The sequence below is a fragment of the Nocardia sp. CA-145437 genome, assembly GCF_050956485.1.
In the GTDB taxonomy this organism is placed as follows: domain Bacteria; phylum Actinomycetota; class Actinomycetes; order Mycobacteriales; family Mycobacteriaceae; genus Nocardia.
Genome location: NZ_CP191204.1, coordinates 6,687,193 through 6,703,139, shown reverse-complemented (window position 1 = coordinate 6,703,139; position 15,947 = coordinate 6,687,193). Strand labels below are relative to the sequence as shown.

The 15,947-nt window shown below is 66.8% G+C and carries 18 protein-coding genes; 17 read left to right on the top strand and 1 reads right to left on the bottom strand.

Annotated elements, in window-relative coordinates; genetic code table 11:
* Positions 1-68: 68 nt before the first annotated feature.
* Entirely contained in the window at positions 69-503 is a 435-nt protein-coding gene (gene rplK, locus ACQPYY_RS30915) for a 50S ribosomal protein L11 (protein ID WP_357091071.1), read from the top strand.
* Positions 504-573: 70 nt separating this feature from the next.
* On the top strand, positions 574-1,284 hold the full coding sequence (rplA, locus tag ACQPYY_RS30910; RefSeq protein WP_357091073.1) for a 50S ribosomal protein L1: 711 nt from the start codon (positions 574-576) through the stop codon (positions 1,282-1,284).
* A 92-nt stretch (positions 1,285-1,376) separates the two neighbouring features.
* Here rplA and ACQPYY_RS30905 read toward each other — a convergent pair whose 3' ends face one another.
* Positions 1,377-1,628 (bottom strand): hypothetical protein, encoded by a 252-nt coding sequence (locus ACQPYY_RS30905; RefSeq protein ID WP_379092328.1) that lies wholly within the window; start codon positions 1,626-1,628, stop codon positions 1,377-1,379.
* 108 nt (positions 1,629-1,736) lie between these two features.
* Between ACQPYY_RS30905 and ACQPYY_RS30900 the strand changes: the two genes are divergently transcribed.
* The 15 genes from ACQPYY_RS30900 (at position 1,737) to ACQPYY_RS30830 (ending at position 15,413) form a co-directional block, all read left to right on the top strand.
* On the top strand, positions 1,737-2,051 hold the full coding sequence (locus tag ACQPYY_RS30900) for a hypothetical protein (protein WP_379092331.1): 315 nt from the start codon (positions 1,737-1,739) through the stop codon (positions 2,049-2,051).
* A 1-nt stretch (position 2,052) separates the two neighbouring features.
* Positions 2,053-2,355 carry a hypothetical protein gene (locus ACQPYY_RS30895; protein WP_357281779.1) on the top strand — a complete coding sequence of 101 codons (303 nt, stop codon included), beginning with the start codon at positions 2,053-2,055 and terminating at the stop codon, positions 2,353-2,355.
* A gap of 355 nt (positions 2,356-2,710) precedes the next feature.
* Positions 2,711-3,274 carry a 50S ribosomal protein L10 gene (gene rplJ / locus ACQPYY_RS30890; protein ID WP_357091081.1) on the top strand — a complete coding sequence of 188 codons (564 nt, stop codon included), beginning with the start codon at positions 2,711-2,713 and terminating at the stop codon, positions 3,272-3,274.
* Between the two features lie 63 nt (positions 3,275-3,337).
* Positions 3,338-3,718, top strand: coding sequence for a 50S ribosomal protein L7/L12 (gene rplL / locus ACQPYY_RS30885; RefSeq protein WP_379092338.1), 381 nt, complete (start codon positions 3,338-3,340; stop codon positions 3,716-3,718).
* A 278-nt stretch (positions 3,719-3,996) separates the two neighbouring features.
* Positions 3,997-5,055, top strand: a complete 1,059-nt coding sequence (locus ACQPYY_RS30880) for an ABC transporter ATP-binding protein (RefSeq protein WP_379092341.1) — start codon at positions 3,997-3,999, stop codon at positions 5,053-5,055.
* A gap of 10 nt (positions 5,056-5,065) precedes the next feature.
* On the top strand, positions 5,066-5,860 hold the full coding sequence (locus tag ACQPYY_RS30875) for an MlaE family ABC transporter permease (RefSeq protein WP_357091085.1): 795 nt from the start codon (positions 5,066-5,068) through the stop codon (positions 5,858-5,860).
* A gap of 80 nt (positions 5,861-5,940) precedes the next feature.
* On the top strand, positions 5,941-6,729 hold the full coding sequence (locus ACQPYY_RS30870) for an ABC transporter permease (RefSeq protein WP_379095702.1): 789 nt from the start codon (positions 5,941-5,943) through the stop codon (positions 6,727-6,729).
* A gap of 70 nt (positions 6,730-6,799) precedes the next feature.
* Complete coding sequence (locus ACQPYY_RS30865) at positions 6,800-8,134, top strand: MCE family protein (RefSeq protein ID WP_357281777.1); 1,335 nt, start codon at positions 6,800-6,802, stop codon at positions 8,132-8,134.
* A gap of 8 nt (positions 8,135-8,142) precedes the next feature.
* A complete protein-coding gene (locus ACQPYY_RS30860) occupies positions 8,143-9,219 on the top strand; it encodes an MCE family protein (protein WP_379095705.1) in 1,077 nt (358 codons plus the stop codon).
* Entirely contained in the window at positions 9,219-10,226 is a 1,008-nt protein-coding gene (locus tag ACQPYY_RS30855; protein ID WP_379092348.1) for an MCE family protein, read from the top strand. The genes ACQPYY_RS30860 and ACQPYY_RS30855 overlap by 1 nt, the downstream gene beginning before the upstream one ends.
* Before the next feature lie 3 nt (positions 10,227-10,229).
* The gene (locus ACQPYY_RS30850; protein ID WP_379092351.1) at positions 10,230-11,489 is read left to right on the top strand and encodes an MCE family protein; all 1,260 of its coding nucleotides are present in this window, start codon (positions 10,230-10,232) and stop codon (positions 11,487-11,489) included.
* Positions 11,486-12,712, top strand: a complete 1,227-nt coding sequence (locus ACQPYY_RS30845) for an MCE family protein (RefSeq protein ID WP_379092354.1) — start codon at positions 11,486-11,488, stop codon at positions 12,710-12,712. Before ACQPYY_RS30850 ends, ACQPYY_RS30845 begins: the two co-directional genes overlap by 4 nt.
* Positions 12,709-13,953: an MCE family protein gene (locus ACQPYY_RS30840; RefSeq protein WP_379092357.1), complete on the top strand. Its 1,245-nt coding sequence runs from the start codon at positions 12,709-12,711 to the stop codon at positions 13,951-13,953. The genes ACQPYY_RS30845 and ACQPYY_RS30840 overlap by 4 nt, the downstream gene beginning before the upstream one ends.
* Before the next feature lie 29 nt (positions 13,954-13,982).
* Positions 13,983-14,657 (top strand): hypothetical protein, encoded by a 675-nt coding sequence (locus tag ACQPYY_RS30835; RefSeq protein ID WP_433591943.1) that lies wholly within the window; start codon positions 13,983-13,985, stop codon positions 14,655-14,657.
* Between the two features lie 12 nt (positions 14,658-14,669).
* On the top strand, positions 14,670-15,413 hold the full coding sequence (locus ACQPYY_RS30830) for a hypothetical protein (protein ID WP_379092360.1): 744 nt from the start codon (positions 14,670-14,672) through the stop codon (positions 15,411-15,413).
* Positions 15,414-15,947: the final 534 nt, after the last annotated feature.

Here is a 15,947-nt window from a genome sequence, read left to right as displayed (position 1 = left end):
CTGCCCTGGGCGCAAGTCCCGGAAAAGGCTTACGGGTGATCCGTAAGGAACCTAACCAAGGAAGAAAGATGCCCCCGAAGAAGAAGAAGGTCGCTGGGCTCATCAAGCTCCAGATCCAGGCCGGCCAGGCCAACCCGGCTCCGCCGGTGGGTCCGGCGCTGGGTCAGCACGGCGTCAACATCATGGAGTTCTGCAAGGCGTACAACGCGGCGACCGAGTCGCAGCGTGGCAACGTCATCCCGGTCGAGATCACGGTCTACGAAGACCGCACGTTCGACTTCAAGCTGAAGACGCCGCCCGCCGCGCGTCTGCTGCTGAAGGCCGCCGGTGTGCAGAAGGGCTCCGCCGAGCCGCACCGCACCAAGGTCGCGCAGATCACCATGGACCAGGTCCGTGAGATCGCCAAGACCAAGCAGGAAGACCTGAACGCCAACGACATCGACGCCGCGGCGAAGATCATCGCTGGTACTGCCCGCTCGATGGGTATCACCATCGCGGAGTAAGAGCCTTCCGGCTCGGTGGGAGGGACCGCCTGTCCCGCACCACTTCTGACTTAGACAAGGACAGATCAACATGGCAAAACGAAGCAAGGCTTATCTCGAGGCGGCCGCCAAGGTCGACCGCGCTGCTCTCTACGCTCCGCTGGCCGCCGCGCGGCTCGCGAAGGAGACCGCCACCACCAAGACCGACGCGACCGTCGAGGTTGCCGTCCGTCTGGGTGTCGACCCGCGTAAGGCCGACCAGATGGTCCGCGGCACCGTCAACCTGCCGCACGGCACCGGTAAGACCGCCCGCGTCATCGTGTTCGCCGTCGGTGACAAGGCCGCCGAGGCCGAGGCCGCCGGTGCCGACGCCGTGGGCGCCGAGGACCTGATCGAGCGCATCCAGGGCGGCTGGCTGGAGTTCGACGCCGCGATCGCCACCCCGGACCAGATGGCCAAGGTCGGTCGTATCGCTCGCGTGCTGGGCCCGCGTGGCCTGATGCCGAACCCGAAGACCGGCACGGTCACCCCCGATGTCACCAAGGCTGTCAACGACATCAAGGGCGGTAAGATCAACTTCCGCGTCGACAAGCAGGCCAACCTGCACTTCGTGATCGGCAAGGCTTCCTTCGACGAGAAGAAGCTGGCCGAGAACTACGGCGCCGCCCTCGACGAGATCCTGCGTGTCAAGCCCTCCACCGCGAAGGGCCGCTACGTCAAGAAGGTGACGTTCTCGACGAACACCGGACCGGGCATCCCGGTGGATCCGAACCGCACCCGCAACTTCGCCGAAGAGGACTGAGTCCCTTCCGCGTAGCGTAGCGACGCAAGAACACCCAAGGGCCGGCACGAGAAATCGTGCCGGCCCTTGGTGTTGGCGGGGTGCCCCGAGCGTCACAGGTCGTGGAGGCCGCAGATCGGGTCGCCGGTGCTCATGGTGCACAGGGATCGGATGAGCGTTCCCACGATCGGGGTGACGATGGCGGCCGATCCGGTCTGGAGCAGGGCGGATCCGGCGTCGACGCCCGCCGATCCGGTCGTGCGCGGGGGCAACGTGACATCGGCGTTCGCCGGAGCCGCGGCGAGGCCCGCGATCGCGGTGGAAAGCGCCACGGCGGCAAGGACTTTCGAGACCGTTCTGGTCATTGCTTCCTCCTGGAACCAGTTGCGCCGACACTATCCGAGATCAGCCATTTTGAAATACCCCATTTTTACAGTCTGTCGCGTCCGGAAATTCGATGACAGGGTGCGCACATGCGCCGCCTCGCCTTGACTCTCACCGCATCCGCTCTCCTCGCCGGACTGCTGGCCGCCCCAGCCGCCGTTGCCGAGCCTGTCACGCTGGTGCCCGCGCCGGTCGCCGATTCCGGATCCGCCATCCCCACGAACTGGGGCGACGGGTCCCTGCTGTACCTGCTGCCAGGGGCGGTGCTGGTGGGGATTCCATTCCTGGGATCCGCCGAGCTGCTGGGCTGCGGATACTGGGACGCTCCTCGCTCCACCACACCGCAATGTCAGCTGATGTACGCCTTCTTCTCGGGCAGCAGCACCCTGAGCGGGGTGCGCTGACATGCGCCGACTCGTTTTCGCCCTGACCGCCGCCACGGTGGCGGCGGGCGCGATCGCGGCGCCCGTCGCATCCGCCCAGCCCCTCGAACCGCCGACCGCCATCGCCGACAGCGGTTCGCTGGCCGACGGCTCCGGCCCGCTGGGCACCCTGCCCTTGATCGTGCTCTTCTTCCCCTACGCCGGATCGGCGATCGCGCTGGGCTGCCCGCTCGGCTCGGGGTCGGGCACCGGCCAGGGCACTCAGGACCCCAACCGTCCCGAACACTGCAAGATGCTGGACAACCTCTACTTCGGCAGTGCGTAGCAGCGCACGGCGATCGAGCGGGCCTGCGCTGCTCTCCGCACCCCGTTTTGGCGTATCGATGCTGGTCCGCTATATTGGACGACGGTCATCGACATGCTCTCCGGAGTTTCGGTGATCACCCCACATCGTTCTACCGAAGACCGTTGGTTGCTGCCGTCAGGCGGCTGAAGGTCCGGCGATATTGCCGGCGACCCACGCAGGGAGAACCGAGGTCGGGAAACCCGCGAGAGATCGCGATCGTTTCTTGTACGCCCCGGGTTCGCTCTGCGACCGGGGCGTTAGCTTTGTCGCCGGCCCCTGTTGGCGGAACTCGGTAGTTCATACGAGAACCGACCATCCAGAGAGGAGGCGAAGTATGGCGAATTCTGAGAAGGTCACCGCGGTCGCGGAGATCACCGAGCAGTTCAAGGCGTCCACCGCGACGGTTGTCACGGAGTACCGCGGTCTGTCGGTCAGCAAGATCACCGAGCTGCGTCGTGCGCTCGGCGCGAACGCTACTTACTCCGTCGCCAAGAACACCCTGGTCAAGCGCGCTGCCGCCGAGGCGGGCGTGGCTGGCCTGGATGACTTGTTCGTCGGTCCGACCGCTATCACCTTCATCACCGGCGAGCCGGTCGAGGCCGCCAAGGCGCTGAAGGCGTTCGCCAAGGACAACAAGGCGCTCATCATCAAGGGCGGCTACATGGACGGCGCTGCGCTGTCCGTGGCCGAGGTCGAGCGCATCGCCGACCTCGAGTCGCGCGAGGTGCTGCTGGCCAAGCTGGCCGGCGCCATGAAGGGCAACCTGTCGAAGGCTGCCGGCCTGTTCGCCGCCCCCGGCAACCAGGTCGCGCGCCTCATGGCCGCGCTGCAGGAGAAGAAGCAGGCCGAGGGTGGCGCTGCCGCTCCGGCCGCCGACGCTGCTGCCGACGCCGAATAAGTCACTACCCCAAACCTATTCGTCGCCGCGGCGCGGTGACGGAACTACCGAAAGGAAATATCAATGGCCAACGTTGATGAGCTGCTCGAGACCTTCGCCGGCATGACCCTGCTGGAGCTGTCCGAGTTCGTGAAGGCGTTCGAGGACAAGTTCGAGGTCACCGCTGCCGCTCCGGTCGCCGTCGCCGTCGCCGGTGGCGCCGCTGCTCCGGCCGACGCCGCCGAGGAGCAGGACGAGTTCGACGTCATCCTCGAGGGTGCCGGCGACAAGAAGATCCAGGTCATCAAGGTCGTGCGTGAGATCGTCTCCGGCCTGGGCCTGAAGGAAGCCAAGGACCTGGTCGAGGGCGCCCCGAAGCCGATCCTGGAGAAGGTCGCCAAGGACGCCGCCGAGGCTGCCAAGGCGAAGCTCGAAGAGGCCGGCGCCAAGATCACCATCAAGTAAGACGGTGTGTCTCACCGGGGTCGCAACCCCGGTGGCGCGGTAATTGTGAAAAGGGCGGTTCCCATTGTGGGACCGCCCTTTTCGCGTATTCTGCTGCCGTGATTGGCGCGTGATCGGTACCGCAATGCGAATGTTGCTACCGACCGGTCAGGTCCCGGTGTCCGAGACGGTATATATGCGATACAGTGACCGGACCTACTGTGACGCGCCACACCGCGCGAAATTTGTGGCGGAACGTCCCACATGTAGGGCGCTCGTCGGAGAAAGTGGAGGTTGGCGTGGGCGTCGAGGTCAGGACCGAAGGCATCACGAAGTCGTTCGGATCCCAGCGTATTTGGCAGGACGTCTCGCTGACGCTGCCGTCGGGGGAAGTAAGCGCTCTGCTCGGCCCTTCGGGTACCGGTAAGTCCGTCTTCCTGAAGTCGTTGATCGGTCTGCTCCGTCCGGAGAAGGGCTCGATCTATATCGACGGCACCGACATCACCACCTGCTCGAACAAGGAGCTCTACGAGATCCGCAAGCTGTTCGGCGTCCTCTTCCAGGACGGCGCGCTGTTCGGATCGATGAACCTGTTCGACAACACGGCCTTCCCGTTGCGCGAGCACACCAAGAAGAGCGAATCCGAGATCAAGAAGATCGTCATGGAGAAGCTCGAGCTGACCGGTCTGCTCGGCGCCGAGGGCAAGCTGCCCGGCGAGATCTCCGGCGGTATGCGCAAGCGTGCCGGCCTGGCCCGCGCGCTGGTGCTGGACCCGCAGATCATCCTCGTCGACGAGCCGGACTCCGGTCTGGATCCCGTTCGCACCACGTACCTCTCGCAGCTGTTGATCGACATCAACGCGCAGATCGACGCGACGATCCTGATCGTCACACACAACATCAACCTGGCCCGTACGGTGCCGGACAACATCGGCATGCTGTTCCGCCGCAACCTGGTCATGTTCGGCCCCCGCGAGGTGCTGCTCACCTCCGATGAGCCGGTGGTCAAGCAGTTCCTCAACGGCCGCATGCAGGGCCCCATCGGTATGTCCGAGGAGAAGGACGAAGCCCAGATGGCCCGCGAGCAGGCCATGTTCGACTCGGGTCACCACGCCGGTGGCGCCGAGGAGATCGAGGGCATCATCCCGCAGATGCGGGCGCAGCCGGGCATGCCGGTGCGTGGCGCGGTGGGCCGTCGCCGTGAGCGGGTCCGCCAGATCATGCACACCCTGCCGCCCGCCGCGCAGGAGGCGATCCGGGAGTCGATGGCCGAGAACGGCGATGCCGACACGCAGGTGATGCCCGCGTACCAGGGTGGCTACGACTCCACGGTTCGACAGAACCTAACTAACGGGTAACATACCGCCCGTGAACCCCTCCTCGACGCGACTGCGCACCTCGGTCGAGTCGGGACTTGCCCAGGCCGGCAATGTTTTCGGACTCTTTCTCGACGTGTTCCGGAAGACGTTCCGCCGGCCTTTCCAGTGGCGGGAGTTCATCGAGCAATCGTGGTTCATCGCGAGTGTCTCGATCCTCCCCGCCGCACTGGTGGCAATCCCGTTCGGCGCCGTGGTGGCCCTGCAGACCGGCTCGCTCATCAAGCAGCTGGGGGCGGAGAACTTCACCGGCGCGACCAGCGTGCTGGCCACGGTCCAGCAGGCCGCACCGGTGGTGACCGCATTGATCATCGCCGGAGCCGCGGGCTCCGCCGTAGCCGCCGATCTCGGCTCGCGCACCATTCGCGAGGAGATCGACGCCATGGAAGTGCTCGGCATCGATCCCATTCAGCGCCTGGTGGTTCCACGCGTGCTGGGCATGATGCTGGTCGCCTTCCTGCTCAACGGCATGGTTTCGGTCGTCGGCATCTGCGGCGGCTACTTCTTCAACGTGGGGCTGCAGGGCGGCACCCCGGGCGCGTACCTGGCGTCCTTCTCCGCCCTCGCGCAAATCCCCGACCTGGTGATCGGTGAGATCAAGGCACTGATCTTCGGTGTGGTGGCGGGCGTCATCGCCGCCTACAAGGGCTTACATCCCAAGGGCGGACCCAAGGGCGTGGGCGACGCGGTGAACCAGTCGGTGGTCATCACGTTCCTCGTGCTCTTCTTCCTGAACCTCATCCTCACCCTGATCTATCTTCAGGTCGTACCCGCAAAGGGCGCGTGACAATGGTCGTTTCGCAGCGCTCCACCGTTTTCTCCCGGTCGGCGCGCCGGGTCAAGCCCGCGCTCATGGCTCCGGTCAACATGGTCGACAAGGCCGGCGACCAGATGTCGTTCTACTCGCGGGCGATCGGCGCCATCCCGCGGACCATCGTGCACTTCCGCAAGGAGGTCACCCGGCTGCTGGCCGAGGTGACCTTCGGGTCGGGCGCGCTGGCGGTCATCGGCGGCACCATCGGCGTCATCGTGTTCATGTCGGCCTCGGTCGGTGTGGTGGTGGGCCTGCAGGGCTTCAAGGCGCTCGACGCGCTGGGCTCGGGCGTGCTCACCGGCTTCCTCACCGGGTACATCAACACCCGTGAGCTCGCGCCCCTGGTTGCGGCGCTGGCACTTTCGGCGACGGTCGGCTGTGGGTTCACCGCGCAGCTGGGCGCCATGCGGATCTCCGAGGAGATCGACGCGCTCGAGGTGATGGCGGTGCCGTCGGTGCCGTTCCTGGTGACCACCCGCGCCATCGCGGGCTTCCTCGCCGTGATCCCGCTGTACGTGGTCGGCCTGCTGGGCACCTACCTGGCCTCGCGGTTGATCAGCATCTACTTCAACGGGCAGTCGAGCGGCTCCTACGACCACTACTTCGCGTTGTTCCTGCCACCCGAGGACGTGCTCTATTCGTTCGTGAAGGTGCTGGTCTTCGCGTTCGTGATCATCCTCGTGCACTGCTACTACGGCTACAACGCCACCGGCGGTCCCGCGGGCGTCGGCGTGGCCGTGGGCCGCGCCGTGCGCGCCGCGATCGTGCTGATCAACGTGCTGGACTTCTTCCTGTCCCTGGCGATCTGGGGCACGACGACGACGGTGCGGGTGGCGGGATGAACGGTCAGCGGCCGGAGGAGGCAGCTTGCGTAACCACGCAGGCCGCCCGCTCATCCCGGATGGAGTCAGCATGAGCAACCCGGAGCGCGGGCAGACGCTGAAGAAGCGGACCCTGGGCGTGCTGTTCTTCGCGCTGGTGGCGCTGTTCCTGTGGACCACCATCGCCGTCTACAACAAGCAGTTCGTGGATACGGTGCGGGTCAACCTGGTCACCGACACCGTCGGCAACGCGCTGACCCGCAACGCGGACGTGAAGGTCCGCGGCGTGACCGTCGGCGAGCTGCGCTCGAGCAGCTACGACGGCAAGAACGTGCACCTGGACCTCGCCATCGACCCCGCCAAGGCGGACAAGATCCCGTCCAACGTGACCGCGCGGCTGCTGCCCAAGACGCTGTTCGGTGAGCGCTACATCGACCTGGTGTGGCCGGACAGCCCGCAGGGCCACCTCACCGAGGGCCTCACCCTGCACCAGGACACCTCCGGCAACGCCGTCGAGGTGAGCCAGCTGCTGGACCACATCCTGCCGCTGCTGCAGGCGATTCCGCCGCAGTACCTGTCCTCCACGCTGGGCGCGCTGTCCAACGCGCTGCAGGGGCAGGGCGAGGAGCTGGGCAAGACCATCGACCGGCTCGACGACATCGTCACCCAGGTGAACGGCGTGATGCCGACCCTGCAGGACGATCTGAAGAGCCTGGCCGACGTGGCCACCACCTACTCCGACGCCGCGCCGCAGCTGGTGTCCGCGCTGGACAACCTGCGCACCACCAACGCGACCGTGGTGCAGAAGAAGTCGCAGATCGACACGTTGCTGGCGACGCTCACCCCGAGCGCCACCACCACCGCCGACTTCCTGCTGCTCAACCGCGACAACATCATCGACGTGGCCGCGGACTCGCGGCCCGCGCTGGAGCAGCTGGCCAAGTACTCGCCCAGCTACAGCTGCGCGCTGGCCGGTTTCGCCGAGCTGAAGCCGCGCATCGACACGCTCTTCGGCAAGGGCACCGACATGCCGGGTTCGCGGGTGAGCGTCTCGATCGTGAACCCGCGCGGGCGCTACGTTCCCAACCAGGACGAGCCGCGCTGGTTCGATTCGCGCGGCCCGCTCTGCATTCCGATGTACCCGCCCTTCACCGATCCGGGTCAGTACACCGACGGTTCCGCCAATGACGGCTCCTACCAGCCGCCCAGCCGGAACCCGGGTGACCAGAACATCGGCCGGATGCAGGCGCCGCAGTACAAGGTGTACGGGCCCCAGACGCCGACGACCGCGTACTCGCCGCAGGAGTCCCAGGCGCTGGGCACGATCTACGGTGCCGCCCACGGCGTTTCGCCCGAGGAGGTGCCCAGCTGGGTCACCAAGATCGCCGCGCCCGCCTTCCGCGGCAGTGAGGTGAGCGTCAAGTGAAGGATCTGTTGCGTGGCCTCGGGCCGACGCTGACCAAACTGATCGCCTTCATTCTCGTCACGGTCTTCCTGACGGGCGTGCTGGCGCTCACCATCGCCAACTACGGTGGCGGCGGCACCAAGTTCAATGCCCGCTTCACCGACGTGACCTCCCTGAACAAGGGCGACGAGGTCCGGGTCGCGGGTGTCCGCGTCGGCAAGGTGACCAATGTGGCCATCGTGGACAAGCGCCTGGCCAATGTGGAATTCGAACTGACCGACCGGGATTGGCTGCCCGCCTCGACCACGGCGACCATCAAGTACCGGAACCTGGTGGGCCAGCGCTACATCGCGCTGGAGCAGGGGACCGGGCAGCAGGGCCGCAAGCTGAACAAGGGCGCGACGATCCCGCTGGAGCGCACCAAGCCCGCGGTCAATCTGACCGAGCTGTTCAACGGCTTCCGCCCGCTGTTCCAGACCCTCACCCCCGAGGACGTCAACAAGCTGTCCTACGAGATCATCCAGGTCTTCCAGGGCGAGTCCGGCACCATCGCGGACCTGGTGGCCAACACCGCCTCGCTGACCAACAAGATCGCCGACAAGGACGCGGTGATCGGTGAGCTGATCAAGAACCTGAATCTGGTGCTGGACAGCATCAATTCGCGCGGCGACCAGCTCGACCAGTTGATCGTGAACACCGAGGCGCTGGTCTCCGGCCTGAACGCCGAGCGCGGCACCATCGGTTCCGCGGTCTCCTCGCTGGGCGGTCTGGCCCAGGCGACCGCCGACCTGCTGGTACCGGTGCGGCCGAACCTGCAGGGCGCGATCGCGGGCCTGAACCAGCTGACCGGAACCCTCAACGACCGCAAGGACGAGGTCGAAGAGGGCCTGACCAACCTGCCCATCAAGATGGAGAAGCTGGGCCGCGCCGCCTCCTACGGCTCCTGGTTCCAGTTCTATCTGTGCGGCATCGACATCGTCGCGGGGCCGGGCACCAAGGACGCGCCGCAGCTGAACTTCCCGCCCGCGCTCCAGAATCTGCCGACGGTGAATCAGCCGATCTACACGAACCCGGCGCCGCGCTGCCACGGGAAGGGAGGCCGCTGATGGATGACCGCATTGTCATGGGCAAGCGCAGTCCGGCATTCATGGGCGGGCTGGGCCTGATCCTGGTGCTGCTGGTGACCTTGTCCGCGTTCAACCTGGACAAGCTGCCGCTGATCGGGGCGGGCACCAAGTACACCGCCGAGTTCTCCGAGGCCGCGGGCCTGAAGAAGGGCAACGAGGTCCGCATCGCCGGCGTGAAGGTCGGCGCGGTCTCCGATGTCCGCCTCGACGGCGACAAGGTGCTGGTCGACTTCCGCACCCAGGACGCCTGGATCGGCAACGAGACCAGCGCGTCCATCCAGATCAAGACGCTGCTGGGCCAGAAGTACCTGGCGCTCGACCCCAAGGGCGACCGCACCGCGAACCCGCGTGACCGGATTCCGTTGTCGCGCACCGTGTCTCCCTACGATGTGGTGGACGCCTTCAGCGATGCCGCCAAGAACATCGAGGAGACCAACACCGGGCAGCTCGCGCAGAGTTTCCAGGTGCTCTCGGACGCCTTCTCCGCGACCCCGCCGCAGCTGCGCGGGTCCATCGACGGCGTGGCCCGGCTCTCGGAGTCGCTGGCCAAGCGCGACGACCAGCTCAAGAAGCTGTTCGCCGCCACCCGGACCACCTCGAAGGTGCTGGCCGACCGCAATCAGGAGTTCGAGCGGCTGCTCGCCAACGGCGGCCAGCTGATCGCGGAACTCAATGTCCGCCAGCAGGCCATCCACCAGTTGCTGGCCGGCGCGAAAACCGTTGCGGCGGAACTGACCGCGCTGGTCAAGGACAACGAGGAGCAGATCGGCCCGGCGCTGACCAACCTCGAGAAGACGATCGACCTGCTCAACGACCACCAGGCCGACCTGTCCAAGACGCTCACGCTGGCGGCGCCCTTCTACGGGCTGTACTCCAACGTGCTGGGCACCGGCCGCTGGTTCGACGCGGTCATCACGAACCTGATTCCGCCCGCGCTGCCCGATATTCCGGGCAACCGCGATCCGATTCGCAAGTTGGGAGGGTAACTCGTGGCGAAGAATCCGCTGACCGCGTTGAGCGGCACCAGCCGTAAGAACAAGATCATCGCCCTGGTGGCCGTCCTGGCGGTCGCACTCGCGGGCGTCGCGTGGTGGAGCTACGACCGGCTCGAAACCACCAAGATCACCGCGTATTTCGACAAGTCGATCGGCATCTACAAGGGCTCCGACGTCCGGGTCCTGGGCGTGCCGGTGGGCCACGTGGACTCGGTGACCCCCAAGGGCGACGTGGTCGAGGTCGTCATGAAGGTCGACCGTAAGTACGACATCCCCGCCGACGCCAAGGCCGCCCAGATCACCCCCTCGGTGGTGTCGGACCGGTACATCCAGCTCGCGCCCGCCTACAAGGGCGGACCCAAGATGGGCCGCAACGCCACCATCCCCAAGGAGCGCACCGCGACCCCGGTCGAGGTGGACCGCCTCTACAAGAGCATCACCGAACTGTCCGAGGCGCTCGGCCCCAACGGCGCCAACAAGGACGGCGCGCTGAACCAGCTGGCCCGCACCGGCGCCGAGAACCTGGCCGGCAACGGTGACGCGCTGGGCAACAGCTTCACCCAGCTCTCCAGGGCCGCGCACGCGCTCTCCGACTCGCGCACCGACATCTTCGACACGGTCAAGAACCTGCAGACCTTCGTGCAGACCCTGGCCGACAACGACGCGCAGGTCCGGACCTTCAACACCCAGCTGGCCTCGCTGGCCGGGTTCCTGTCCGACGAGCGCCAAACCCTCGGCGACGCGCTGAGCCTGCTCTCGGTCGCGCTCGGCGACGTGGCCCGGTTCATCGACAACAACCGGGAACTGGTGCAGTCCAACGCGGACGCGCTGACCAAGGTCACCCAGACCCTCGCCGATCAGCGCGACGATCTGGCCAAGGCGCTGCCGCTCATCCCGACCGCGCTGAGCAACCTGATCAACGTGCACAACGGTGAGACCGGCACGCTCGACATGCGCCCCAACTTCACCGATCTGCAGGACCCGTTCGGCGTCGTCTGCAAGATGCTGGACCTGGGCAAGCTGCGTCCCGGCGACCCCAAGTTCGAGGCCATCTCGCGGCAGCTCGGCCCAATCCTGAACAACTGCAAGCTGATCACCGACCAGCTCACCGCGGGCGTGAAGACGCCGTCGCTGGTGCTGCCCTTCGGCATCCTCAGCGGCGAGAACGAACAGCGCAACGCGGTGCCCGGCTCGGTGCCCGGCAATCCGTCCGACCAGCTGCCGCCGTCGCAGCAGGAAGGTGGACAGCGATGAGCGCCAACCGGATCCGGCGCGCGGCGCTGGTCGCCACCTCGCTCGGCGCGGTGACGCTGGTGGCGGCGGGCTGTGGCGCGGAGAGCATTCCGCTGCCCGGCGGCCCGAACATCGGCAAGCATCCGCTGCACCTCGACATCCGCTTCGCCGACGTGCTGGACCTGGTCCCGCAGTCCACGGTGAAGGTGGACGGCGTGGCCGTGGGCCGGGTCGACAAGATCCGCATCGCCCCCGACAACGCGTGGGAAGCCAGCGTGCAGGTGCTGGTCAACGATGACGTCAACCTGCCCGCCAATGCCCGGGCCGAGGTCAAGCAGACCAACCTGCTGGGCGAGAAGTACATCGAGCTGTCCGCGCCCGCCAAGGACGCCGACTCCGCGCGCCTGAAGGACGGGGCTCGCATCCCCGTCGAGAACACCCGCACCGCCACCGAGGTGGAGCAGGTGCTCGGCGCGCTGTCGCTGCTGCTCAACGGCGGCGGCGTGGCGCAGCTGCAGCCGATCATCGTGGAGCTCAACAAGACTCTGGACGGCCGCGAGGGCAAGGTCCGGGACCTGTTGAACCAGGCCAACACCCTGATCAAGGGCCTCGACGACCAGGTCGGCAACATCACCCGCGCGCTGGACAGCCTGAACACGCTGAGCAGCCGGGTGAGCACCCAGACCACCCAGATCACCAAGATCCTCGACGAGCTGCCCGCGGGCATCAAGATCCTCAATGAGCAACGGCCGCAACTGATCCAGCTGCTGACCCAGCTGGACCGGGTCGGCCAGGCCGGGATCGACGTGCTGGACAAGTCCAAGGAGAACCTGATCACCGACCTGTCCTCGCTGCGGCCCACGCTGCAGGCGCTGGGCGCGTCGGCCGGTGACCTGGTGACCGCGTTCCCGCTCATCCCCACCTATCCGTTCCCGGACGAGGCCATCAAGTCCGCGTTCGGCGGCCAGGTCAACACCTGGCTCTCGGTGGACCTGCAGATCGGCGGCCTGCTGTCGAATCTCGGTGTGGGCAAGCCGGATCCGCAGTACCTGCCGCCCGCGGGCCGTCAGGTCAACGTGGATCCGACCAACCCGTACTACAACGGCAACGGGCCGCGCGGCGGCTGGCCGACCGTCTCGCTGCTGCCCCTGCCGCCCACCGTGGCGCGGCCCACCGGGCAGCCGGGACCGACCGATCCGCTCGGATCGATCCTCGAGCAGCTGGGAGTGGGTGGTCCGCGATGACTCGTCTGGTGCGTAATCAGCTGATCGCCTTCGCGATCATCGCCGTGCTCGGCGTCGTCTTCGTCGGCGCCAAATACGTGCGGCTGGACAATATGCTCGGCTTCGGGCTGTACAAGGTGAAGGTGCAGGCCACCGAGACCGGCAACCTGTCCAAGGGCGCGGAGGTCACCTACCGCGGTGTCCCCGTCGGCCGGGTCGGCGACCTCGACATCACCCCCGACGGCGTGCTCATCACCCTGGAGATGAACTCCTCCAAGCCCAAGGTCCCCGCCAACGCCAAGGCCGTGGTCGCCGACCGCTCCGCCATCGGCGAACAGTTCGTGGACCTGCTGCCCTCCAGCGACGGCGGGCCGTACCTGAAGGACGGCTCGGTCATCACCGGCGCGCAGCTGCCCATCCACGTGGAGGACCTGCTCACCAGCGTCGACACCTTCGCCGGCACCACCGACCTGAAGGCGTTGTCCACCACCATCACCGAGCTCGGCAAGGCCTTCGACGGCAAGGGCGACGACCTCAAGATCCTGATCGACTCGCTCAACAAGTTCACCGCCACCGCGAGCGGCGACAACCTGCAGCAGACCCTGGCCCTGATCCGGTCCGCCCACACCGTGCTGGGCACCCAGGCCGAACAGTCCCCGGCGATCCTGCAGTTCAGCGACGGCCTCGACAAGCTCACCGCGCAGCTGAAGTCCAGCGACCCGGACGTCCGCCGCCTCATCGGCACCGGCACCGACGCGGGCTCCTCGATCAACCGCCTGCTGCAGGAGAGCGGTCCGGCCCTCACCAAGGACCTCACCAACCTGCGGGTCCTGTTGCAGGCCATCTCGCCGAAGTTCTACGCCATCGGCCCCGTGCTGGCCATGCTGCCGCTGCTGCCGCTCGGTGGCTCCTCCACCGCGCCCGGTGACGGCACCACCCACTTCGGCCTGGTGCTCGAGACCAACAACCCGCCCGCCTGCACGGTGGGATACGAAGGCACGCAACGGATTCTGGACCAGATGAAGGCCCAGAACCCCAACTTCGACGACACCCGCGACGACTTCCCGCTCAACACCGCGGCCACCTGTGCGGTGCCGCAGGGCAGCGAGACCGCCGTCCGCGGCGGGGCCCGCGCCGAACTGGCCGACCCCAATGTCGCGCAGCCGTGGGACGACAAGCCCAAGTACGACCCGGAGAAGCTCAACCTGAACCCGGTGGCCACCCAGCTGTCCACCCTCATGGGCATCACTCCCAAGCACTGACCGGCAGGAGAGGAAAGTATGGTGGCGGCGTGAGCCAGGACAAGGACAGCGAATCGGGGGCGAACCTCGAGAAGCCGGCGGTCGAGCCGGTTCCCGACACGACCCCGGACGCGTCCCGGGCCGACGCCGTCACCACCGAACCTCGCGATCCGCGCACCCTGGCCCGGATCGGCGCGGCCGGTCTGCTGGCCGTCTCGGTCGTCGCCGCCGCTGTCATCGGGTTCCTGTGGATCGGGGACAGCAAGGACGAGTCCCGGGCCGAGGCCCGCGACGCCGCCCTCACCGATGCCCGCCAGGCCGCGGTCAACCTCATGTCGATCAATCCCGACGACATCGACGGGTCGCTGGCGAACATCCGGTCATCGATGACGGGGGACCTGCTGAAGCAGCAGGAGGACGGGCAGGAACAGCTCAAGCAGACCGCCCAGGAGTCCAAGACCCGGATCGAGTCCGCGGTCGAGGGCATCACGCTCACCTCGCTCAACAGTGAACGCGACCACGCCTCGGCCTTCGCGGTCCTGAAGATCACCCGCAGCTGGCCCGGCGGCCAGCCCGCCTCCTTCCGCCAGCTGTGGACCCTCGACCTGGTCAAGCAGGGCAGCACCTGGAAGGCCGAGAAGGCGCAGAACCTGGGCGAACCGGTGCCGCTGGGCTCCGGACAGCCCGCCCAGCAGCCGACCACGGCGCCCAAGCCGGGCAACTAGGAGGGAGTGACCATGGCCAACCGGAAACGACCTGTCAATCGCGTCACCCCGCGCCGCCCGGCCGCCCAGCGCGGCACCGCGTCGCGGACCACCGCCGCGGACGTGAGCGCCCGGTCCACCACCGAGCGTTCCGAGAACACCGCCTCGCGCGCCACCCCGCGCGGTCGGGTCCGGGCCGGTATCCGCGGCCGGGGCCCGGCCAAAGACCGTGCCTCGCAACAGTATTCCAAGCTGACCGGACAGGGCGGGTTTTGGCCCAACTGGGGCATCGCGACCGTCTGCGCGGCGCTGTCGGCCCTGCTGCTGGCCTTCGCGATCGTGGGTGCGGTGAACCACTGGGTGAGCAAGCCCAACTCCGGCTCCGGCAATCTCGCCTACGTCGACAACGCGGCCACCGACGAGGTCAAGGCCGCCGCCGACCACGCCCTGACCACGCTCTACGGCTACAAGGCCGCCGAGATCGACAAGTGGAAGGGTTCGGTCAACTCGGTCCTCACCGAGAAGATGCAGAAGGACTTCGCCAAGTTCGTCGACACCACGGTCGACACCATCAAGCAGACCCAGACCGACACCACGGTCAAGACCGACCCGATCGGCGTGACGCTGCTCACCGGCGACCGGGCCGAGCTGCTGGTGAATCTGAACATCTCCGCCGTCAAGGACGGCAAGCCCGAGCCCCTCGCGTCGGGCCCGATCGTGCTGCGGATGCAGAAGACCGACGGCCACTGGCTGGCCTCGGAGATCACCGACAAGTAGGCCGTGGAGATCCCCGGCGGGAGTCGGGGATCACCGGTAAGTCGGTCGTCACATCGCCTGCTCGCCGCCGTCTTTCCGGCATTGCGCGACGTCGGAGGGTGATCTTGCTCTGCGACAGGCGATCTCGCGTTTTGTCAACTCGGCCCGCCACTTGACGACTTTCGTCCTAGCCGTCACGCTATTCACAACAGCGGCGGCTGTCACAGGAGACAACTCGCCGGCGTGGGCACTGTGAACGCAGCCAGCGGACTCTGAGGCCCGGCCGGACACTTGTGAAGACCGCCACTCGGCTGTGGCGGTATCGGCGATCTGAACGCCGGGAATATCGACACAGACACACCGGGGCGAAGTTGACGCCCACGGATCGCCACGGGTGGTACTTTGACACCCCCGTAGGTTTGGGTGTAGTTTTGGACGTTGCGCTGGCTGCCTCCTGTCCATACCTCGATCGCATCACGAAAGTTTCGCCTTCCGGTGTTACTTCCGCTGTCTGCTGTTCGGGTTTCGTTCGGGTCGTAACCAGCGGAATTCGTA